Origin of the sequence: Leifsonia naganoensis, from assembly GCF_013410615.1 — a bacterium.
Classification (GTDB): Bacteria; Actinomycetota; Actinomycetes; order Actinomycetales; family Microbacteriaceae; genus Leifsonia; species Leifsonia aquatica.
In genome coordinates this window covers 1-20,389 of record NZ_JACCHJ010000001.1, presented here as the reverse complement: position 1 = coordinate 20,389, position 20,389 = coordinate 1, and the positions used below count along the sequence as shown (strand labels likewise).

At 71.0% G+C, this 20,389-nt stretch carries 17 protein-coding genes; 3 read left to right on the top strand and 14 right to left on the bottom strand.

Translation table 11 applies throughout. The features are described 5' to 3' along the window. Positions 1-29: 29 nt before the first annotated feature. The 7 genes from HNR14_RS00085 to HNR14_RS00055 are packed head-to-tail and all read right to left on the bottom strand — an operon-like array spanning position 30 to position 8,424. A complete protein-coding gene (locus HNR14_RS00085; RefSeq protein ID WP_179699289.1) occupies positions 30-1,106 on the bottom strand; it encodes a glycoside hydrolase family 130 protein in 1,077 nt (358 codons plus the stop codon). Then, complete coding sequence (locus HNR14_RS00080; RefSeq protein WP_179699288.1) at positions 1,103-2,128, bottom strand: glycoside hydrolase family 130 protein; 1,026 nt, start codon at positions 2,126-2,128, stop codon at positions 1,103-1,105. Before HNR14_RS00080 ends, HNR14_RS00085 begins: the two co-directional genes overlap by 4 nt. Before the next feature lie 22 nt (positions 2,129-2,150). Beyond that, positions 2,151-3,017 (bottom strand): carbohydrate ABC transporter permease, encoded by an 867-nt coding sequence (locus tag HNR14_RS00075; protein WP_179699287.1) that lies wholly within the window; start codon positions 3,015-3,017, stop codon positions 2,151-2,153. After that, a complete protein-coding gene (locus HNR14_RS00070; protein WP_021762962.1) occupies positions 3,017-3,973 on the bottom strand; it encodes a carbohydrate ABC transporter permease in 957 nt (318 codons plus the stop codon). Before HNR14_RS00070 ends, HNR14_RS00075 begins: the two co-directional genes overlap by 1 nt. Positions 3,974-3,975: 2 nt before the next feature. Beyond that, a complete protein-coding gene (locus tag HNR14_RS00065) occupies positions 3,976-5,283 on the bottom strand; it encodes an extracellular solute-binding protein (RefSeq protein ID WP_179699286.1) in 1,308 nt (435 codons plus the stop codon). A 31-nt stretch (positions 5,284-5,314) separates the two neighbouring features. Then, positions 5,315-6,340 (bottom strand): LacI family DNA-binding transcriptional regulator, encoded by a 1,026-nt coding sequence (locus tag HNR14_RS00060; protein ID WP_179699285.1) that lies wholly within the window; start codon positions 6,338-6,340, stop codon positions 5,315-5,317. Next, the gene (locus tag HNR14_RS00055) at positions 6,337-8,424 is read right to left on the bottom strand and encodes a hypothetical protein (protein WP_179699284.1); all 2,088 of its coding nucleotides are present in this window, start codon (positions 8,422-8,424) and stop codon (positions 6,337-6,339) included. The genes HNR14_RS00060 and HNR14_RS00055 overlap by 4 nt, the downstream gene beginning before the upstream one ends. Before the next feature lie 189 nt (positions 8,425-8,613). Here HNR14_RS00055 and HNR14_RS00050 point away from each other — a divergent pair, with 189 nt between their 5' ends. Continuing rightward, complete coding sequence (locus HNR14_RS00050) at positions 8,614-9,735, top strand: baeRF8 domain-containing protein (protein WP_179699283.1); 1,122 nt, start codon at positions 8,614-8,616, stop codon at positions 9,733-9,735. Here the strand turns inward: HNR14_RS00050 and HNR14_RS00045 are convergent. Genes HNR14_RS00045 through HNR14_RS00035 form a run of 3 tightly spaced genes read right to left on the bottom strand, consistent with a single transcriptional unit; the run spans position 9,732 to position 12,306 of the window. Further along, complete coding sequence (locus HNR14_RS00045) at positions 9,732-10,235, bottom strand: DUF2017 family protein (protein ID WP_179699282.1); 504 nt, start codon at positions 10,233-10,235, stop codon at positions 9,732-9,734. The two genes, HNR14_RS00050 and HNR14_RS00045, sit on opposite strands and share 4 nt — an antisense overlap. Continuing rightward, positions 10,232-10,534, bottom strand: coding sequence for an ATP-dependent Clp protease adapter ClpS (clpS, locus tag HNR14_RS00040; RefSeq protein ID WP_179699281.1), 303 nt, complete (start codon positions 10,532-10,534; stop codon positions 10,232-10,234). Before clpS ends, HNR14_RS00045 begins: the two co-directional genes overlap by 4 nt. Continuing rightward, complete coding sequence (locus HNR14_RS00035) at positions 10,531-12,306, bottom strand: glycoside hydrolase family 15 protein (RefSeq protein ID WP_179699280.1); 1,776 nt, start codon at positions 12,304-12,306, stop codon at positions 10,531-10,533. Before HNR14_RS00035 ends, clpS begins: the two co-directional genes overlap by 4 nt. Before the next feature lie 29 nt (positions 12,307-12,335). Here HNR14_RS00035 and HNR14_RS00030 point away from each other — a divergent pair, with 29 nt between their 5' ends. Further along, positions 12,336-13,712: a glucose-6-phosphate dehydrogenase gene (locus HNR14_RS00030; RefSeq protein ID WP_179699279.1), complete on the top strand. Its 1,377-nt coding sequence runs from the start codon at positions 12,336-12,338 to the stop codon at positions 13,710-13,712. Between the two features lie 12 nt (positions 13,713-13,724). Here HNR14_RS00030 and HNR14_RS00025 read toward each other — a convergent pair whose 3' ends face one another. Together HNR14_RS00025 and HNR14_RS00020 are read right to left on the bottom strand one after the other, a co-directional pair. Then, complete coding sequence (locus HNR14_RS00025; protein WP_246311492.1) at positions 13,725-14,129, bottom strand: hypothetical protein; 405 nt, start codon at positions 14,127-14,129, stop codon at positions 13,725-13,727. Positions 14,130-14,284: 155 nt separating this feature from the next. Then, entirely contained in the window at positions 14,285-14,503 is a 219-nt protein-coding gene (locus HNR14_RS00020; protein ID WP_039921017.1) for a hypothetical protein, read from the bottom strand. Between the two features lie 78 nt (positions 14,504-14,581). On the opposite strand from HNR14_RS00020, the gene HNR14_RS00015 reads away from it, so the two are divergent. Further along, positions 14,582-15,736, top strand: a complete 1,155-nt coding sequence (locus tag HNR14_RS00015; RefSeq protein ID WP_179699277.1) for an SLC13 family permease — start codon at positions 14,582-14,584, stop codon at positions 15,734-15,736. A gap of 30 nt (positions 15,737-15,766) precedes the next feature. Here the strand turns inward: HNR14_RS00015 and HNR14_RS00010 are convergent, their stop codons facing one another. Both HNR14_RS00010 and HNR14_RS00005 read right to left on the bottom strand, forming a co-directional pair. After that, a complete protein-coding gene (locus HNR14_RS00010; RefSeq protein ID WP_179699276.1) occupies positions 15,767-17,740 on the bottom strand; it encodes a YhgE/Pip family protein in 1,974 nt (657 codons plus the stop codon). Then, the coding region (locus HNR14_RS00005) for an MMPL family transporter (protein WP_179699275.1) at positions 17,740-20,389 on the bottom strand (2,650 nt) is incomplete at its 5' end. The genes HNR14_RS00005 and HNR14_RS00010, both read right to left, overlap by 1 nt.

The following is a 20,389-nucleotide window of genomic DNA, read 5'->3' as shown; positions in this document are numbered from 1 at the left end:
CGCGCGCGACAAGCACGACACGCTCGCCGTCAGGGTGCTGCTGGATCGTTCCGCGACAGCCGCGCGACCCCGATCTTCGAATCGGCCATCCCGTAGAAGACCCAGTCGACATCCCCGACGCGTTCGATGGCGGTCGGGAACACGACGTTCGGGACGATGCCGCTGCGCTCGTCGTCCGTCTCCGCCGCCAGCAGCGGCTCGGCCGTGCGCTGCAGCACCCGCCACGGCTCGTCGGCGTCGAGGATCATCGCGCCCGCGGCGTAGTTGACGTTCTGCTGCTGGGCGACGCCGGTCTCGAGCCGGCCGGTGACGCCGTGGTGCAGCAGGAGCCAGCCCTCCGGCACGCGGATCGGTGCCGGCCCGGAGCCGATCTTGAGCTCCTCGAACGGATGCTCGGGGCCGGCCAGGAAGCGATTCTGCCGCCACCGGGTCAGCTCGCGCACGTCGGCGAGGACGGCGTCGAGGGGCAGGAACGCGATCCAGATGCTGGGCCGCGACTCGGCCAGGGCGGCCGGGGGATGGGCGCCCTCCCCGGCACGGATCTCGTCGAGATCCCAGACCGGCCGGTGCAGCACGGCGAGGCTCGGCGTCCCGTCCGGAGCGGTGACCGGTTCGGGAAAGAAGACCGTGTCCTTGTTGGGGAAGAGGGCGAGGTCGGTCCCGATCGCGTCGTCGTACTCGAAGGTCACGGGGCCCAGCCGCCTCCACCCGCGCAGGTCCTCCGACACGGCGACGGCCGTGCGCGGGCCCAGGGGGCCGTACGCGACGTACGTCATCACGTGCAGGCCGAGCCGGGGGATGAACGTGATGCGCGGATCCTCGACGCCGGCGTTGCTCGTGCCGCGCTCGAACTCGCGGTCCGGCTCGAGCACGACGCCCACGCGCTCGACGCCGACCGGGACGCCGTCCTCGACCTCCACCCGGGCGAGCCCGACCCGGGAGACGTTACCCGACGCGACCAGACGGGGGAGGAGGTAGAGCTCGCCGTCGGGTCCGCGACCGGACGCGGGGTTCAGCACCCCTTCGGCCTCGAGTGGATCGCCGGGGGCGGGCGTCATCACGACACCCTCCCGGACGAGGCGGTAGGGGAACGGTGTGCTCGTCATCGGACGACCTCCCGGTAGAAGAAGAGTTCGCGCTCGCCGGGAGCGGCGTCCCAGCCCTGCGCGAAGGACCAGCGGCCGCCGAGCTTCTGCAGGCCGCCCCACGCCAGCGAGCCGCCGCGGTGCAGGGCGAGCTGGGTGAAGGGGTCGTCGAGCGTGTAGAGGGCCTGCGCCGCGGCGAAGTCGCCGGCGGCGTCGGCGTAGAAGAAGTCGAGCACCATCCTGTCCCCGTCGACGGCTGCGCACGCCACTTCGTACAGGGAACCAGGGAGCGAGGAGAGATCGAGGTACGGCTGCTCCTCGAACCGCCAGCTCAGGAGGTCGTCGGAGTGCCCGACCATCGGGCGACCGCCGCATCCCTCCGACAGGAACATCAGGTACTCGCCGCCGATGCGGACCGCGCGACCGTGCTCGTCCCGCGGCACGACCGCGCCCTTCGCCCAGCCCTGCGAGACGGCGTAGGGGACGGCGAGGCCGAGCTTGCGCCAGGTGGTCAGGTCGTCCGAGACCGCGGACATGACGTCGCAGGCGACCTCACCGGCGTCGGTACGCCAGATCGCGTTGTAGAAGAGGACGTACCGCCCGTCCGCCTCGTAGACCTTGGGGTCCTCGCAGCCGAGCGCCTCGTTCGCGGTCGTCGGGTAGACGATCGGATTGGCCGGATCGTCGCGCCAGACGCCATCGCGGTGCACGGCGTGCCCGATCCGGCTCGCCGTCGACTCCTTGCGCGGCGACGCGCGGTAGAAGAGGTGCAGCTCGTCGCCGGCCTCGATGACGGTCGGGTTGAAGACCGAGTCGCTGGTCCAGCCGACGCCGGTCGGGTCATCCCACTGGCCCTGCGGGCGGAAGGTGAGCCGGTCGTCCCGCTCGAACGGCCCGATCACCCACTCGGGCCGATCCTCGTAATGGGCCGAGAACTGGTCGGTCGAGATGCGGTCGGTGAGCGCGTTCGTGTGCTCCAGGGCCTCCTGATAACTGGCGCGCAGGGCGTCGATGGTGACGGGGACGGTGTCCACGGTGTCCACGGATCTCCTTGGGGTGGGCGGCTCAGCCCTTGACGGACGAGCCGATGTCGGTCGAGGTGAAGTAGCGCTGGAAGACGATGAACAGCACGACGACGGGTGCGGCGAGCACGACCGCCCCGGCCAGGATGGCGCCGAAGGGGTTGCTCGTGGAGGCCGCCACGGTGCTGATGTAGTTCGCCAGCGAGACGGCGAGCGGCTGCATGCTCGCCTCCTTCGTGATCAGGAACGGCCAGAGGAACTCGTTCCACGGGCCGATGAAGGTGAGCAGCACCACCGTGACGAGCGCCGGACGCACGAGCGGCAGGGCGACCCGCCACAGCACGGTGAACTCGCCCGCCCCGTCGATCCGCGCCGCGTCGAAGAGCTCGCGCGGCAGCTGGAGGAAGTACTGACGGAAGATCAGCACGGCGGCCGAGTTGATCGCGAACGGCAGGATCATCCCGAGGTAGTTGTCCGCTAGCCCGTAGTTGCGCGCGATGAGCACGTACAGCGGGATCATCAGCAGCTGGAACGGGATGGTCTGCACCAGCAGGGCGAGGGCGAACGTCGTGCCGCGCCCCTTCCACTGCAGCACCGACAGCGCGTATCCGGCCAGCACGCCGAAGACGACCGTGCACAGCAGCACTCCGCCTGTGAAGATTCCCGAGTTCGCGAGCCCCGACCACAGGTTGATCCGGGAGTCGATGGCCCCGTAGTTCTGCAGCGTGAGGTTCGCGGGATTCGGGAACGCGCCGGCGATCGACGTGTCGGGGGTCGCCTGCAGCGAGCCGACGAGCATGTAGTAGAAGGGGAACAGGAAGGCGATCGCGCCGATCGTCAGCACGACGCCCTGCAGGATCGCCTGCGGGCGGCTGAGCGCTCGGGACGCCGCCAGGTCTTTGCGTGCCATCAGTCTCGTCCTCCCGCGAATCGGTTCTGCAGCCAGCCGATGATCAGCACCAGGATGACGAGGACGACGCCGATCGCCGCCGCGTACCCGGGGTGCCCCTGCTGGATGCCCTGCTGGTAGATGAGCAGCACGGGCGACGTGGAGTGGCCGTCCGGGCCGCCTCCGCCGGTGAGCAGGTAGGGCTCGGTGAAGAGGTTGGCACCGGTGATGGTGGAGAGCAGCAGCACCAGTACCGTCGCCGGACGGACGCCCGGCACGGTCACCGAGAAGAACTGGCGGACCTTGCCCGCGCCGTCCGTCGCCGCGGACTCGTACAGCTCCCGCGGCACATTCTGCAGCGCAGCGAGGTACAGCAGGATGTACAGCCCGAGCTGCTTCCAGGTCACGTAGATCGCGATGGTCGGCATGGCGAGCCACGGGTTGACGAACCAGGTCGGATTCGGGGCCAGCGGCCCGAGGATGTGGTTGACCAGGCCGTTCCCGCTGAACAGGAAGAGCCACACGCCGATGATCGCGACGCTCGCGGTCACGTACGGCACGTAGTAGCTGACCCGCAGGAACGTGCGGAACCGCGTGATGCTGTTCAGCCCGCTCGCGAGCACCAGCGACAGGATCACCGTGAGCGGCACGTTGATGATCAGGAAGATGCCGACGTTCAGGAACGACTGCAGCACCGCCGGGTCGGTGACCACCTGCACGTAGTTGTCGAAGCCCACGAACGGCTGGTTGACGTTCGCGCCGGGAGCGGCGAAGAAGTAGTCGAAGAACGAGATGTAGACGGCGTAGCAGAGCGGGTAGGCGAAGATCACCAGCACGAACAGCAGGTACGGCGCGCCGAACAGCCAGCCGAGCGGGTTCTTCCCCAGGATCCGCTGGACGAGCGGGCGGCGCCGTCGGGGCGGCGGCCCCGCGGCGGGCGTGGTGCCCGCCGCGGGGGGAGCGGAGACGGTGCTCATGGCTACTTCTGCGCCTGCAGCTTGTCGATCTTGTCGGAGGCGGCCTTGAAGGCGTCCTCGACCGAGCCGCTGCCGTTGATCACGGCCTTGCTGTACGCGTCGCGCAGCGCCTGCATCTGGGCGATGGTGTTGCTGCCGGTGGGGTCGTCCACCGTCCGCGCGCTCTGGTCGCCGAACTCCTTGTAGTCCGGGTGCGAGCTGAAGTACGACGCGTAAGTGGTGGCGATGTCGGTGCGGATCGGCATCTGGCCGGTCACGTCGAGGAGCTTGCCGTCCTGCTCCTTGCTGGTCGCGAACTTGATGACGTCCCAGGCCGTGCCCTGGTTCTTGCAGGACGTGTACATGCCGATGTTCTTGGCGTCCGGGAAGGTGTAGACCTGATCGGCCGGCTTGCCGTCCTTGGTCGGCACCGGGACGGAGCCCCACTGGACCTTGTCGCCGTAGTACGCGATCGCCCACGGGCCGACGATCGCCATGGCGGCCTTGCCGTCGGCGAACGCGTCGCCCTGGTACTGCTCCTTGCCGGCGAGGCCGTCGCTGTAGACGGTCTTCCAGAAGTTCGCCACGTCGAGGGCGTCGTCGGTCGTGATGGCGGCCTTGCCGTCCTCGATGAAGGTCTTGCCGCCGGTCTGCGCGGCGAGCAGCGGCAGGTAGTCGAAGTTCACCTGGAAGAACTCACTGGTCGGAGCCGGGTAGATCGCGTACGGCGCGGCTCCCGAGTCCTTGATCTTCTGCGCGGCGGCGAGGAAGGACGAGTAGGTTGAGAGGTCCGGGTTGTCGGCGTCGAGACCGGCCTTGGCGAAGATCGCCTTGTTGTAGAAGATCATGACCGGGTTCTGCTTCCACGGCATCTGGTAGTAGTCGCCGTCGGAGGACTTGTACTGGTCGGCCGCGTCCCCGCTGCGCGCCTCGATGTACTTCGCGCCGTCGGAGAACTTCGACAGGTCGACGAGGCCGCCCTGCTTCTGCCACTGCCCCGTGGCGGCGGGGAGGTTGTTGAAGACGAGGCAGGGAGTGGTGCCCGCGGTGATGGCCGCGCCGATGACCTCCTCGGTGCTCTTGCCGGCGGGAACCTCCTGGGCCTTGATCTTCTCGTCCGGGTGCGCGGAGTTCCAGGCCGACACCATCGACTTGCCCCACTGCACCTCCTGCTCGTTGTTCGAGTACCAGATGGTGATGGGGCCGTGGGCCTTCATCGCGTCGGACGATCCGCCGCCGCTGGAGCCGCACGCGGCGAGGGTTCCGGCGACGATGCCGGCGGTGACGACCGCCAGCGCGGCCCGGTGGAGGGCTGTTCTGCGTGTTCGCATGGGGTTCTCTTTCGTGAGTGGGGTGTTCGCGTTATCGATCGGCGGCGGGTGGAGCGGTGGATGCGCGCACCACCAGCCGCGCTCGGGGCAGGTCGACGTCGGCCGCTTCGTCGTGCTCCACCAGCCGCAGCAATGCGGTGGCGGCGGCGATGCCCCAGCCGGCCGGGTCGTTGTCGAGCGTCGTGAGGGAGGGATAGATGTAGGTGCCGATCTGGGACCCGTCGAGGCCCGTGATCGACAGGTCGTGCGGAAGCCGCAGACCGCGTTCGTGCGCCACCCCCATCCCCGCGATCGCCATCGGGTCGTTGCCGTACACGATGGCGGTCGGAGGTTCGGGGGCGTCGAGGAGGGAGGCCGTCGCGGCGGCGCCCTGCTCGGGGGAGAAGTCGGTGGCGACGACGACGGGGTCGAGGCCCGCCGCGCGCATGGCGCTGTCGAAGCGTTCGCGACGGCGCAGCCCGTGCAGCATCCGCTCGTCGCCGGACACGTGCACGATGCGGCGGTGGCCGAGGTCGACCAGGTGCGCGACGAGCTCGTCGATGCCGGCGTCGTAGTCCCGGGTGATGACGGGGAAGGGGCTGCCGCCGACCGGCTCGCCGAGCGACACGGCCTGCGAGCCGAGCCGCTCGATCAGTCCGATCCGGTCGTCCGACGCCAGCAGGTCGGTGAGGAGGAATCCGTCGACCCGCTTGTCGGACGCGAGCCGGGTGTACGCGCGCTCCTCCGCCTCCGGGTCGGGCACGACCGTCAGGACGAGCACCTGGCCGCGCTCGGCGAGCACGGTCTCGACGCCGGCGATGAAGGCCGCGAAGAACGGGTCGACCTCGATGGTGCGGGCGGGGCGTCGGAGGATGAGGCCGAGTGCGTAGGCGCGGCGGGTCGTGAGGCCCCGGGCGCTCGGGTTGGGCGTCCAGCCGAGCTCGCGGGCGGCCGCGAGGATGCGCTCACGGGTCTCGGTGGCGACGCCGGGTCGCTCGTTGAGGGCGAGGGAGACGAGTCCCTTGCTCACGCCCGCAGCGCGCGCGACGTCGTTGATGGTGACGGCGGCGGGCGTCATCGGGGGACGACCGTCGTGAAGCCGCCGGGCTCGACCGCGATCAATCCGCGGGCGCCGACGGTCTGCGCGCCGCCGACCTGGCGGCCGGAGCTGTCGTAGCGGACGACGGTCGCCGGCGCCGACGTGCTCAGCCGCTGGGGGACGGGGAGCTTCGTCGCGTTGACGTAGACGTCGAGGCTCGAGGAGCCGGTGAGCGCCAGATGGGAGACGACGGGCTGCACCAGAACCGCGTCGAGTTTCGCCGAGCCGGAGACATGGGCCGTGACGGCGGTCGTCGAGGCGAGCACGGGGAGCGTCAGCGTCTGAGGGAGCAGGAAGACAGGGCTCGCGCCACTGCCCTGGGCGGCTCCGGCGCGGATGTTCGCCGTCGATCCGATCGGCACGGTCACCCGGCCGAGCTGTGCGGTCCAGCGGGTGCTCCCCGAGCCGGCCGGCAGCCCGGTCGCGGGGTCGCCCGGTCCGAGGTCGGCGATCGGGAGGAGGCGGGCCGCCGGGTGACCGGTGGGCAGCGTCACGGTGACCGTAGCGCCCGACGCGGCGGCGACGTACGCGCCGCCCGACCAGTTCGCCGATCCGGTCCAGGCCGAGGCCGGGGTGACGACGGACGCCGAGCCCGTGAGCCGGCCGGACTCCGCCTCCACCACCTGGATGCCATCGGTCGCCGTCGTCCGGGTGAGGCTGGTCGCGGCGCGGGCGATGGCGGGATGGGCGTCGAGCGCGAGCATCGTGAGCTGGGTGTGGATGACGGACTCGGCGCCGCAGTTGCGGTTCACCGTGCCGTCGGTGGCGATGCCGTCGACGCACACGCCGGTCGCGGGGTCGTACGCCGGGGTGCCTGCCGGATTGGCCCCGAAGAACCAGGCGGCCTGGGCTCCGGCCAAAGCGGCGAGCCCCGCGGCGCCGGTCGCGTCGGACGCGGCGACGAGGCCCTCGACCCGCGAGTCCACGCCGTAGGCGATCTGCGTGCGGTCGGCCGGGGTGGGCGTCCATCCGTTGTCCGGACCGCCGGAGGCCAGCAGCTGGGCGGTGAACTGGGCGAGGTCGGTGGTCGCCGCCTTCTGCAGGGACGCGTCGCCGAGGACGCTCGCCGCGGCGGTGAGCGCCGCCGGCTGCATCGCGCCCCAGGCGTGCCAGAACGTGGGGGAGTTCGCCTCGGGCAGGAGAGCGCCGAACGGCCACTGACCGATCCCGCCGCTCGCGAGTTTCGCGATGCCCTCGGCGTACCGGGCGAGCGCCGTACGCGCGGTCTGGTCAGAGGGGGCGGCGGCGGCGTATTCGCTGAGGCCCAGCACGGCCTCCGCCGTCGGGCTCGCGCTCCCCGAGATCAGCCAGGCGGGGACGGTGACGCCGTTGGCGGTCGTCGTCGTGCCGTACTTGCTGAGCGATTGGCGGCCCAGCGCGCCGAGGGCGAGCCCGAGGCGGTCGGCGAGGAATCCCGCGAACTGCGGGTCCGCGTCACGGAAACCGGCGTAGCCCTCGCCGAGCGCCCACACGGTGCGGGCGAGCCAGAACGACTCGGCGGAGTCGCTCGGGTCGGGGAGCTCGACGGGGATGGCGGACGGGTTCAGGGTGCCGTCCGACTGCTGCCAGAGCACGACGTTGCCCGCGTTCGGGCCGGAGTCGGTCTGCAGGTAGGTGAGCGAGCGCAGCAGCTCGTAGGCGCTCTGCTTGCTCGAGGCGGTGCCATTCTGCTTCCAGTCCCGCAGATAGACGACCGCGGCACGGGAGATGTCGTCGGCGTCGAACGCGCCTTGCGCGTACCAACCGCGCGCGGCGTCCGTGATGGGTCCGCCTCCCACCCGGGAGAAGGTGCCGTCGGCCTGCCGGTCGGCGTACACCCAGGGTGCGCGCGCCGACGGTTCGGTGTCCTGCCGGTAGGTGGTGTGCCCGGCGATGCCGGTGAGCAGCGGCACGTCGTCGAGGAGGAAGTCGAGGTGGGCGAGGTTCGTCAGCTTCGCGGGCGCGGCGGCCGTGCGACTGCTGTCCGGGGCCGTCGGTGTCGCCGTGGCCGCTGCCGCGGGGAGGGCGAGCGCCGCCGTCACGAGCGTCGCGGTGGCGACGGCGAGCAGAGTGATCCGCTTCATTGCGTTTCCTTCGTCTGGTGTCCCGGCGAGTGACCTAAACCGGTTTAACGCACCGTAGGCGGGTTGAAGGGAGATGTCAACAGGCGTTCCCGCTCCAGGTGCTCGGGGGCTTGTGGCACCGGTGGCGGGAGGCGAGACTGAACGGACCGGTCGCGGACGACCGCCACCGGCGACGACCGAGGAGGAACCGTGGAGTACAAGGACATTCCCACCAAGGCCGACATCGAGAGGATCGCCGCTCTGCGCGAGCCGGGATGCGTCAGCATCTACCTGCCCACCGGCACGACTCCGCCCGAGGCGGACCGCGCGCGCATCGAGCTCAAGAACCATCTCAGCCAGGCGGTGCGCGCGCTCGAGGCGCTCGGCGTCGCGAAGGCCCGCATCCAAGCGGTCCAGGCGGAGGGGGAGGTGATCCTCGACGACCGGGACTTCTGGCGCTACCAGTCCCGTTCGCTCGCCGTCTTCCTGGACGGCGAAGTCGCGCAGACGTTCCGGCTGCCGAACCGTCTGAACAGCGCGTGCGAGGTCGCGGACCGGTTCTACGTGAAGCCGCTGCTGCGCGCCGTCACGTTCCCGCAGTCCGCGCTCATCCTGGCGCTCGCCCAGAACTCCGTGCGACTGATCCGGATCGCCGCGGAGGCGCCTCCCACGCCCGTCGAGGTCGAGGGGATGCCGCAGGACGTGGCCTCCGCCGCCGGACTGCCGTCGATCAGCGGACGCTCGCCGGACGGACGCGTCCAGGGCTCCGAGGGTCAGAAGGTGCGGATGCTGGAGTACGTGCAGGCGATCGACCGAGCGCTGCACCCGCTGCTCGCGAACACGACGGAGCCCCTCATCCTCGCCGCTGCGGAGCCGCTCAGCGGCATCTTCCGCGGCGCGAGCACTTACCCCCACCTCGTCGAGGAGACCATCGGCGGCAACCCGGAGGAGAAGACCGACGAGGAGCTCTCCACGGCGGCACGCGGCGTGCTCGACGCCGTCTACGCCCGCAAGACCGACGAGCTCAAGGACGACTTCGAGGCGCGGATCGCGGCAGGGACGGCCCTCGTCGACCTGAGCGACATCGCCCGCGCGGCGACGTTCGGCGCCGTCGAGGCACTGGTCTTCGACATCGACCGCCGCGTGCCCGGCTCAGTCGACGACGAGTCGGGCGCGATCGACCTGGCCCCGGAGGACGCGCCCGGCTACTACGGCGTGGTGGACGAGATCATCCGCCGCTCCCTCGCCTCGAAGGCGAAGGTCTACGCCGTGCGCGCGGAGGACGTGCCGGGCGGCGGTGCCGTCGCCGCGGCGGTGCGCTTCCCGGTCTAGCGGCGGCTGAGGGACAGCACGAGGGACTCCTGCACGACGGCGAGCCAGTCGAAGACCGTGCGACGGATCTGCGACTCCTCGTCGTGCAGGTCTCCCTCGTCGCCGTCCTGCACGATCCCGAGCCGGGCGGCGAGCACGAGACGGATGTCGGTCAGGCAGCGGAGCCACGCAGTCGCCTGCGCCTCGTCGAGCATGACGTCCACGCGGGAGGCATCGGACCGGGCGAGGCATTCGACGACGATGCGGGCGTTGAGCGCCTTGCGCTCCGCGATGCCGTCCGCCGTGAACCGCCGGAACTCGGCGGAGGCTGCCGGGTCGCCGGGATAGGCGTCCGGCATGAGCCGGATCAGCGCCGGGTCGCTGCGGAGCTCGTCGTCCTCGATCGCCGCCTCGGATGCCAGCTCGGCGGCGTCGGTGGCGAGGCGCAGCAGCAGTTCCGCCTCCTCCGCCTCGAAGCGGGCGGCGACGCGGCCGTGGCCGACGGGATGGAAGAGCCTCATGCGTCCGCCTTCGTCAGCGTCGCCCACAGTCCGTAGTCGTGCATCGCCTCCACGTGCCGCTCCATCTCCTCGCGGGTGCCGGTCGCGACGACGGCGCGACCCTCGTTGTGCACCAGCATCATCAGGCGTTCGGCCTCCGCGCGGGGATACCCGAAATAGGTGCGGAACACGTGGGTGACGTACGACATGAGGTTCACGGGGTCGTTCCACACGATGGTGACCCAGGGCGAGCCGAGCTCGAGGCGCTCCTCGAGGCCGACCGACCCCTCGGTCCGCTCCGTCGGTCGCGCATCCGTCATCGGCTCGCCGCCGCGATCGCGTCCGCCGCCCGCACGAGCGTGAGGTGGGTGAGCGCCTGGGGCGTGTTGCCGGCCTGGGAACGCCCCTCGACGTCGTATTCCTCCGAGAGCATGCCCACGTCGTTCGCGAGGGACACCAGCCGGTCCATCAGCCGGCGCGCGTCGTCGAGCCGGTGCGAGTGCGCGTACTGCTCGACGAGCCAGAACGAGCAGGCGAGGAAGGGATGCTCACCCGGCGGGAGGCCGTCGACGCCCTGCTCCGTGCGGTAGCGCAGCACGAGATCGTGGCGCAGCAGATCCTGCTCGATCGCGCGCACCGTGCCGAGCATGCGCGGATCCTCCCAGTCGACGTAGCCGACCTGGGCGAGCTGGAGCAGGGACGCATCCACCTCCCGTGTGCCGTAGTGCTGCACGTAGGTGCCGCGCACCCGGTCGAAGCCGTTCGCCTCGATGTCGGCCCTGACCTCGTCGCGCAGGGTGCGCCAGCGGACGACCGGCCCCTCGAGCCCGTCGCGCTCCACCGCGCGGACCGCGCAGTCGAACGCCGCCCAGACGAGGGCCCGCGAGTGCGTGAACGTCTGCGGTTCGCCGCGGATCTCCCAGATGCCGTGGTCCGGCTCCCGCCAGTGCTCCTCCAGGTACCCCATCAGCGCGCGCTGCAGCGCCCACGAGAACCGCGTCTCGCCGTTGCCGAGCCGGCGCCCGCGGTCGAGGCCGATCATCACCTCGCCGATCACGTCGGCCTGGAACTGGGTCGACGCGCCGTTGCCGATGCGCACCGGATGCGCGCCCTGATATCCGGGGAGGGAGGTGAGCTCCCGTTCGGCCAGGTCGCGCTCGCCGGAGAGGCCGTACATGATCTGCAGGTCGGCGGGGTCGCCGGCGATGGCGCGCAGCAGCCAGTCGCGCCAGTGGTCGACGTAGTCGTCGTAGCCGTGGGCGAGCAGCACGCCGATGGTCAGGGACGCGTCGCGCAGCCACACGTAGCGGTAGTCCCAGTTGCGCTCGCCACCGAACGCCTCGGGGAGGGAGGTCGTCGCTGCCGCGACGATCCCGCCCGTCTCGAGGTGCGTCAGGGCGCGAAGGAGCAGCAGCGAGCGCACGACCTCGTCGCGGTACGGCCCGTCGTGGTCGCAGCCCTCGGCCCAGCGGGTCCACCACGTGCGGGTCTGCTCCAGCGCGTGCTCGACGTCGAGCGCCTCCGGGGTCGCGCGGTGCGACGGGAACCAGGTGAGGGTGAGGTCGACGATCTCGCCGGCCTTCACGGTGAACTCCCCGTGGTGGGCGTGATCGGTCGCGTGGAGCACCGGCCCGCGCACGACGATGGCGTCGGGCCCGGCGACCGCGACCAGCGCGGACGGGTGCTCGGCGGTGTCCTTGCGCACCCAGGGCGTCGCGGAGGCGTAGCCGAAGCGGATCCGCAGCTCCTGCTGCATTCGCACCGTGCCGCTCACGCCCCGCACGCGGCGGATCACGTCGGCTCGATGGTCGCCCATCGGCATCGTGTCGGTGACCTCCACCTCCCCGTCGCCGGTGCGCCAGCGCGTGACGAGCGTCATCGTGTCGCCCTCGTAGTGACGCGTGCTCTTGGCGGAGGCGTCGAAGGGCGCGACGAGCCAGCGGCCGTGATCCTCGGTGCCGAGGAGGGCGCCGAACATCGACGACGAGTCGTAGCGGGGGAGGCACAGCCAGTCGATGCTGCCGTCCTTGCCCACGAGCGCTCCGGTGAAGCAGTCACTGATCAGGGCGTATTCCTCGATGGGGAGCGACATATCCCCAGTATGGCCGTACTGTGATGTTCATGACGCAGACCGTCGACACTCTCGCGATTCTCGGAGCGAGCGGCGATCTTTCCGCCCGCCTGCTGCTCCCCGCCATCGGCCAGCTCCTGTCGGATCACCCGGATCGACGGTTCCGTCTGGTCGGCGCCGGCTTCGAGGACTGGACGGACGCGCACTGGCGCTCCGTCGTGCGCGCGTCGTTCAAGACCATGAAGGCGTCGGGGCCGGCGGTTGAGGAAGTCCTCAAGGAGACCGTCTACGTGCAGGCCGATGTCACGCAGGCTGCGGACCTCGAACGCATCTTCGCCGCCTGCGAGGGCGCGCCCGCCCTCTACTTCGCCCTGCCGCCGGCGATCACCGCGAAGGCGTGCGGGGTTCTCGGCACGATGGACCTCCCGCGCGGGCTGACGCTCGCCCTCGAGAAGCCGTTCGGCACGGACAAGCGCAGCGCCATCGCCCTCAACAAGCAGCTCGCCACCCTGGTGCCGGAGGACCGCATCCACCGCGTCGACCACTTCCTCGGCCGGTCGACCGTCTTCAACCTGATCGGGCTGCGGTTCGCGAACAGCATCCTGGAGCCGCTCTGGAACAGCGACCACATCGAGCGGGTCGACATCGTCTACGACGAGTCGCTCGCGCTCGAGGGGCGGGCACGCTACTACGACAACGCCGGTGCGCTGGTCGACATGATCCAGAGCCACCTGCTGCAGGTCCTGGCCGTGGTGGCGATGGAGCCGCCGTCGACGCTCGACGCGGTCGACCTCCGCGACGCCAAGGCCACGGTGCTCCGCGCGACCCGGGTCTGGAAGGACAGCCCGGTCGAGTCGAGCAGGCGGGCGCGGTACACCGCGGGCCAGGTCGAGGGCGAGACGGTCCCGTCGTACGTCAAGGAGCCCGGAGTCGACCCCTCCCGCGGCACGGAGACGCTCGCCGAGGTGACCCTGCAGATCGACACGTGGCGCTGGGCGGGTGTGCCGTTCACGCTGCGGTCCGGCAAGGCACTGGGGCAGCGGCGGCGGGAGGTCGTGGTGACGTTCAAGCCCGCTCGCCACGTGCCGAAGGGCCTCAAGGGCACGAAGGAGCCGACCAAGCTCCGGATCATGCTGGCTCCCGACGAGATGTCGCTGGAGCTCAACGTCAACGGTCCGGGCGACCCCTTCGAGATCGAGCGCGCGGCGCTGAGCGTCTCGTTCGGGCCGGGCCAGCTGCTCGCGTACGGTGAGGTCTTGGAAGGGATCCTGGACGGGGATCCGTCGCTCTCGGTGCGCGGGGACACCGCGGTCGACTGCTGGCGGATCGTGGCACCGGTCTTGACGGAGTGGCGCAAGGACGAGGTCCCGCTGCAGAACTACCGCGCGGGGTCGGAGGGCCCGGCATCCTGGAAGCGGATCGGCTGAGCCCGCGGCGGGTCAGGCGGCGTTGCGCTCCACGATCGCGGGGATCTCGCCGGTGACGGGCTTGCGGAGGTCGGTCCAGACGGTGATGGGGGCAGGCTCCCAGCCGAATGCGGCCGGCTCGTCGCTCTCGTCGGCGGCGATGGTCTCGTCGGTCTCGATGCTCGCGGCGACGGGCGCGCTCTCGGAGGGGGCCAGGTGCTGCGGCTCGGTGACCGCGCCGATCTCGCCCGCTTCGAGTCGATTGCGCGCGTCGACGAGCGCCGCGGCGATGCCGACGGAGACCGACTGCGCGAGCACGGAGTGGAAGATGGTGTCGGTGTCGTCGGCCGAACGGCGCGAGACCGTCCATTCGCCGCTCTCGCCGATCAGCTCGGCGATCTTGCCGTGCACGATCTCGAGGATCTGCGCGTCCGTCAACTGAGGGACCGGCGCCGCCGGAACCTCTGCCGCGGCGTGCCGCCTGCGTCCAAACATCGCGATACCCCTTCCCTGGCTCTCCGTCGTTACCAGTGTCGGGGAGGAACGGGCTGTCTGCGGCGCGGACACGCCGGTTGATCAGCGGAATTCCGCGGTCAGGAGCCCTTTCGGGAGCCCAGCGGCTTCGCCTCGCGCTCGGCGGCGTCCTTCGAGTCCTCCACCACGGTGCCGATGGCGATCGCCAAGGACAGGGCGGCACTGATCCAGAGCAGGGGGACACGCCAGTCCCGCACCCCGCTCCTGGTCGACTGGATGGTGGTCCACAGGCCCATGATGGCCGAGAGCACCGCGCCGTTGAAGACGTACTTGCGCATCCGCATCCTTTCGCTCTTCCCGTAGCGTACGCTGCCTACGGCGCCGGGGGGACCCGGCCCTGCGGAAAGGGAGTCGGGATGCGCACAGCCGTCGTCGGGGCGGTCCTGCTCGTGCTGGGCGCGATCGCCGTGGCCGTCGGCATCCTGCCGCTGCCGGAGGTCGCGGTGCTGTGGGACCGGGTGTGGCCCATCCTGCTCTTCGTCATCGCGGTCACCGTCGTCACGGAGCTGGCCGCGGAGGCGGGCCTCTTCACCTGGGTGGCTCAGCGCGCGGCCCGCTGGGGGCGCGGGCGCGCCTGGGTGCTCTGGCTGCTCGTCGTGCTCGTCGCTGCGCTGTGCACGATCTTCCTCTCGCTCGACACGACGGCCGTCCTGCTGACGCCGGTGGTGATCGTGCTCGCCCGGCATGCCGGGCTCAACCCGCTGCCGTTCGCACTCACGACGGTGTGGATGGCGAACGCCGGCTCGCTGCTGCTGCCGGTCTCGAACCTCACCAACCTGCTGGCCCAGCACGCGATGGGTGATCCGTCGCCGGCGGCGTTCGCGGCTCTGATGTGGGCACCGGCGCTGGTCGCGATGGTCGTGCCGATGATGGCGGTCTTCGTCATCGCGCGGCGGTCGCTCGTCGTGCGCTACGAGCCTGGCGAGGAGGAGTCGGTCGGCGACCGGGTGCTCTTCGCGACGAGCGCGATCGTGGTGGTCGCCCTCGTTCCGCTGCTCGTCTCCGGTCTGCCCGTCTGGTTGCCGGCCTCCGCGGCCGCGATCGTGCTGGGAGCGGTGTTCGTGGTGCGTCGGCGTTCGGTGCTGCGCTTCGGGCTGGTCCCGTGGCAGCTGGTGGTGCTCGCCTCCGGCCTGTTCCTGTTCATCGAGGCGTTGCACGCCGTCGGGCTCGGCGCTCTGCTCGCCGCGGTCTCGGGGACCGGGGAGTCGCCGCTGGCGCTGCTGCGGCTCTCGCTCACCGGGATGGTCGGCGCGAACGCGATCGACAACCTCCCCGCCTACCTGGCGCTCGAGCCGGTGGCGGGATCCCCGGTGCGGCTCGCCGCCCTGCTCATCGGCGTCAACGCGGGGCCGCTCGTCACGCCGTGGGCGTCACTGGCGACCCTGCTCTGGCATCAGCGGTTGACGTCGTTCGACGTGGAGCTGCGGTGGAAACGCTACGTGCTGCTCGGTGCCATCGTGGCGCCGGTCACCGTCGTGCTCGCGACGCTCGCGCTCGCGGTCACCGGCTGAGCGGGACCGCGAACGCGAGCGGCGCTGCGGCTATTCGGCAGGGAGCAGCTGAGAGGCGCGGACGACGCGCTTGCGTGCGATCGCGATGAGCACCAGCCCGAAGCCGAACGCCGCCCAGAGGAGCAGCCCGCCGAGGCCGCGCCAGAGGTCCGAACTGCTCGCGATCACGCCCTGGAGCGCGGTGATCGCGGGTGAGGTCGGCAGCCACGGGAGGGCGCCGTCGAAGAAGGCGGGCGCCGTCGACACGATCCCCGACGCCAGGGTGATCACGACCACCAGCATCGACAGGAATCGGCCGATGCCGCCGAGGAGCGCGACGAGACCGTGGTTGACCGCGGCGAAGGCGATCCCGACTCCGACGGCGACGCCGGCGAAGCCGAACCAGTGGCCGGCGTCGAGGTGCAACGCCGGCTGCATGATCGCGGCGACGAGCACGCCCTGGACGGCTCCGAGCACGGCGGCCGGGACGAACCCGTCGAGGGCGATGAGCCCGGCGGCGCGGGAGGTCAGCAGCGCACGGCGCGAGACGGCCTGCAGCACCAGGAACGAGGCCAGCGCGCCCAGCCAGAGGGCGACGGACGCGAAGAGCGGGATGCTCGTCGACCCGAACGCGGCCGTGCCCGACGCCTTCTGCGTCACCGGCTCGGAGGCGACTGAGGCGAGGTTGGTGCGCTCGCCGCTGTCGTAGCTCGGCAGCTGCGCCACCGCGGTCTTCAGCCCGGAGGCGAGGGAGGCCGCCCCGGACGCCGACTGATCGGCGCCGGTCGCGAGGGGCGTGATGCCGGTCGCGAGCTGGGAGACACCGTCCGAGAGCTGGGAGGCTCCGGACGCGCTCTGAGCGGCGCCGTCAGCGAGCTGCGCGGCGCCCGAGGCGGACTGCTGCGTGCCCGCGGCGAGCTGCTGCGCGGCGGAGGCCGACTGCGCGAGCTGCCCGGGAAGCGGGGCGACCTGGTCGGACAGCGTCTGCGCTCCGGAAGCGACCTGGGTCGCGGCCGCGAGCAGGCCGGGCTTCTGAGCGGTGCCGGGTTGAGTGATCCCATCGATCGCCTGTTGGATGCCGGCACAGATCGGGTCTCCTGGGTGCAGCGCGTCGCAGTTCGCCTTGAGCTCGGCGAGGCCGGTTGCCGTCTGGCCGATCCCGTCACGCACTCCGGCTGTGCCGGCCGCCAGCTGGGCCGTGCCCGCGGGGAGCGCCGCAGCGTCCGAAGCGCCTGACGTCAGCGCATTCGCGAACGTCGTCATATTGCTCGACAGCGTCCCGAGCCCGCTGGAGAGCCCGCTCGCCCCCGAAGACAGCTGGCCGATGCCGCTCGACAGCGAGGACGCCCCGCTCGCGAGCTGACCGGCCGCGTCGTTCAGCTGGTGCGTGCCGCTCGCGAGCTGCGTGAGTCCGCTCGACAGCTGGTCCGCTCCGGTCGCCGCCTGCCCGATCTGGTCGTGCAGGGTGTTGAAGCCCACGTACACGTTCTCGAGGTACGTCGAGGTGAGTTGCTTATTGAGCACCGTGGTGGCCGTGGTGGTCACGGCCTGGCTGATCGCCGGGTCGACGAGCTTCGACTTGTCGCTCGTTCGCACGTCGATGGTGGCCTGGGTGGCGTCGGCCGCCTCGCCCGACGGGGAGGTCGCGGCCTTCGAGAACGTCTTCGGGATGGTGACGACGGCGACGTAGCGCCCGTCGGCGACACCGCTGGCGGCGTCCTTCTCGTCGGTCAGCACCCAGCTGAAGTTGTCCTTCGAGCTGTCGAGCAGCCCGGCGGAGAGCTGCCGCCCGAGGGGCACGGTCTGGTCGCCGATCTTCACCGGCTGATCGAGGTTGACGACAGCGGCCTTCACCGAATCCAGTCGGTCCGTGGGGTTCCACAGCGCCCAGACGAGCAGGCCGCCGATGGCGAGCGGGACCAGGATGATGCCGACGATCGTGAGCCAGGTGATCCGCTTGTCGGAGCGCATGCGCTCGAGCGAGAACAGGGAGCCGGGACGGCGGAGGGGGGACGGGCTGGTCATCAGGCGTTCGCCTTCTCGAGGTGGGCCGGCGCATGGGCCGTGCGGTCGGGGGAAGCGGTGGGGTCGTCCGGCAGGAGCACCGTGCCGGTCTCGACGCCGTCGGGGAGGATGTCGTCGAGCCCGGTGGGGTCGACGCAGCTCACCACGAGGGCGAACGGCCGGTCCTCCACGTGGGCGCGGCTGAGCGCGGCCGAGAGCTCCGCGCGGATCCGGCGGCGTTCGATCGGATCGGTCACGGTGTCGGCGGCGTCGAGGGCCAGCAGCTGCGGACGGCTCGCCAGGGCACGACGCACGTCGTCGACGGGGGTGTCGGAGGCGCCGAGCCGGACGACCGAGGTGCGCGAGCGCACGCCGGACCCGCGGGTGGGCAGCACGAGCCCCGCCACCTTCATCGTCCCGGAGTCCGCCTTCGTGCGTCCGGTCACCGCCATCAGGAGGGTGAGGGCGGCCATCCGATCGCCGCCGTGCACGACGAGGACCTCGCGGTCCCGGAGGCGGAACGACACGTCGTGCAGGACGGGGCGGCGGCGCACGCTCACCGAGAGGCCGTCGGCCGCGGCAACCACGCCCGCGCCGTTCTCCGGCCAGTCGGCCAGCTCGAGCTCCTTCTGCAGCCCGTCGCCCTCCACGTCGAACGAGGGAAGGATGCGGTCGAGCCAGCGCGGCATCCACCACGCCTTGTCGCCGAGCAGCTGCAGGATGGCGGGCACCAGGGTCATGCGCACGATGAACGCGTCCACGAACACGCCGACGGCGAGCCCGAGGGCGATGGGCTTGATGGACGTGTCGCCCTCGGGGACGAACGCGGCGAACACCGAGATCATGATGATCGCGGCGGCCGTGACCACCTTCGCGGAGCCGACGAACCCGCTCTGGATCGCGCGCCGGGCGTTGCCGCCGTGCACGTAGTCCTCGCGGATGCGGCTGACCAGGAACACCTCGTAGTCCATCGCGAGACCGAACAGCACGCCCATCAGGATGATCGGCATGAAGCTGATCACCGGCCCGGTCTTGTCGACGTTGAGGGCGTCGGAGAACCAGCCCCACTCGAAGACGGCCGTGACGGCGCCGAACGCGACGCCGACCGAGAGCAGGTAGCCGAGGGCGGCCTTGATCGGCACGGCGATGGAGCGGAACACCATCGTCAGCAGCACGAGGGAGAGCCCGACGACGAGGATGCCGAACGGCAGCAGCGCCCCGGCCAGCCGGTTGGAGACGTCGATCTGCGCGGCCGTGGTGCCGGTCACCTTCAGGTCGACCTTGTACTCGTCGAGGAAGTGCTGGTGCTTGGCGCGCAGCTCGGCGACGAGGTCGGCGGTGCGCTGGTCGTCCGGGCCGGTCGTCGGGATGACCTGGACGATACCGGTGTCGGCCGTCGCGTTCGGCGTGGAGAGCGGGACCGCGGCGACGCCGGGCATCTCCGCGATCTCGGCGCCGATCTTGTCCATCAGGCCGACCGGGTCGGTGCTGGAGATGATCGAGCCGGTGACGATCAGCGGACCGTTGTAGCCGGGCCCGAAGTGCTCGGAGATGAGGTCGTAGGTGATGCGCGCGGGGTCGTCGGGAGCGTGCGATCCGGCGTCCGGCAGAGCGAGCCGCAGCTGCAGTGCCGGCACGGCCGCGATGCCGAGCGCCACGATCACGGCGACGACGGTCACGATCGGGAAGCGGGTGACCGCGCGCACCCAGCCGCGGAAGAACCCCTTCGGGATCTCGGCGGTGGCGGCGTGGGCGAGGCTGGGTGCGGCTGCGCGAGCGGGAGCCGCGGCGGGCGCGGCGACCGGAGCGGGCTCGGACTCGGCGGACGGAGCGGCGGCCGTTCCGTCGTTCGTGGCGGCGCGCGCGGCACGCTTCTCCGCGCGACGGGATGCCCGGCGCCCCGGCGTGATGCGTGCCCCGGCGAAGCCCAGGAGGGCGGGGGTGAGGGTCAGCGCGACGAGCACGGCGATCGCCACCGCGGCGGACGCGGCGAAGCCCATCGTGGTGAGGAAGGGGATGTTCGCGACCGCGAGACCGGCCAGCGCGATGATCACGGTGATGCCCGCGAAGAGCACCGCGGATCCGGCCGTGGCGACCGATCGCGCGGTCGACTCCTCCGGATCGACGCCCGCCTTCAACTGGCTCTGATGACGGGAGATGATGAAGAGCGAGTAGTCGATCCCGACCGCCAGCCCGAGCATGAGGGCGAGCAGGGGAGTGGTCGACGAGATCGGCCCGAACACCGTCGCGATGAAGATGAGGGCCATCGAGAGCCCGACGCCGAGCAGTGCCGTCAGCAGTGGCATCCCGGCCGCGATGAACGACCCGAACGTGACGATCAGCACGACCAGCGCGATCCCGACGCCGACCAGCTCGGTGAGCGACAGGGTGGGCAGGCTCTGCGAGAACAGCTGGCCGCCGACGGCGACCTGCGAGCCGTGCGGCAGTTGCTTCTGCAGGTCGGCGCCCGCGTCCTGCAGGGCGGTCTTGGTCTCCGCCGTGACGGTGGTCTGCTGGCCCTTCAGCTGCACCGTGATGATGGCCGCGGTGCGGTCGTCCGAGATCAGGTTCTTGACGGTCGTGCTGTACGGCGAGGTGGCGCCCGAGACGCCGTCGACCTTCGCGAGGTGGTCGACCGCGTCTTCGACAGGATCCTTGATGCCGGCCTGG

What these genes read in the sequence shown, in the direction of transcription:
- HNR14_RS00020 (WP_039921017.1), bottom strand. Translation starts at nt 14,503, where the DNA reads ATGCGCAAGTACGTCTTCAACGGCGCGGTGCTCTCGGCCATCATGGGC.
- HNR14_RS00075 (WP_179699287.1), bottom strand. Translation starts at nt 3,017, where the DNA reads ATGGCACGCAAAGACCTGGCGGCGTCCCGAGCGCTCAGCCGCCCGCAG.
- HNR14_RS00035 (WP_179699280.1), bottom strand. Translation starts at nt 12,306, where the DNA reads ATGTCGCTCCCCATCGAGGAATACGCCCTGATCAGTGACTGCTTCACC.
- HNR14_RS00045 (WP_179699282.1), bottom strand. Translation starts at nt 10,235, where the DNA reads ATGAGGCTCTTCCATCCCGTCGGCCACGGCCGCGTCGCCGCCCGCTTC.
- HNR14_RS00070 (WP_021762962.1), bottom strand. Translation starts at nt 3,973, where the DNA reads ATGAGCACCGTCTCCGCTCCCCCCGCGGCGGGCACCACGCCCGCCGCG.
- HNR14_RS00060 (WP_179699285.1), bottom strand. Translation starts at nt 6,340, where the DNA reads ATGACGCCCGCCGCCGTCACCATCAACGACGTCGCGCGCGCTGCGGGC.
- HNR14_RS00065 (WP_179699286.1), bottom strand. Translation starts at nt 5,283, where the DNA reads ATGCGAACACGCAGAACAGCCCTCCACCGGGCCGCGCTGGCGGTCGTC.
- HNR14_RS00055 (WP_179699284.1), bottom strand. Translation starts at nt 8,424, where the DNA reads ATGAAGCGGATCACTCTGCTCGCCGTCGCCACCGCGACGCTCGTGACG.
- HNR14_RS00030 (WP_179699279.1), top strand. Translation starts at nt 12,336, where the DNA reads ATGACGCAGACCGTCGACACTCTCGCGATTCTCGGAGCGAGCGGCGAT.
- clpS (WP_179699281.1), bottom strand. Translation starts at nt 10,534, where the DNA reads ATGACGGATGCGCGACCGACGGAGCGGACCGAGGGGTCGGTCGGCCTC.
- HNR14_RS00015 (WP_179699277.1), top strand. Translation starts at nt 14,582, where the DNA reads ATGCGCACAGCCGTCGTCGGGGCGGTCCTGCTCGTGCTGGGCGCGATC.
- HNR14_RS00085 (WP_179699289.1), bottom strand. Translation starts at nt 1,106, where the DNA reads ATGACGAGCACACCGTTCCCCTACCGCCTCGTCCGGGAGGGTGTCGTG.
- HNR14_RS00010 (WP_179699276.1), bottom strand. Translation starts at nt 17,740, where the DNA reads ATGACCAGCCCGTCCCCCCTCCGCCGTCCCGGCTCCCTGTTCTCGCTC.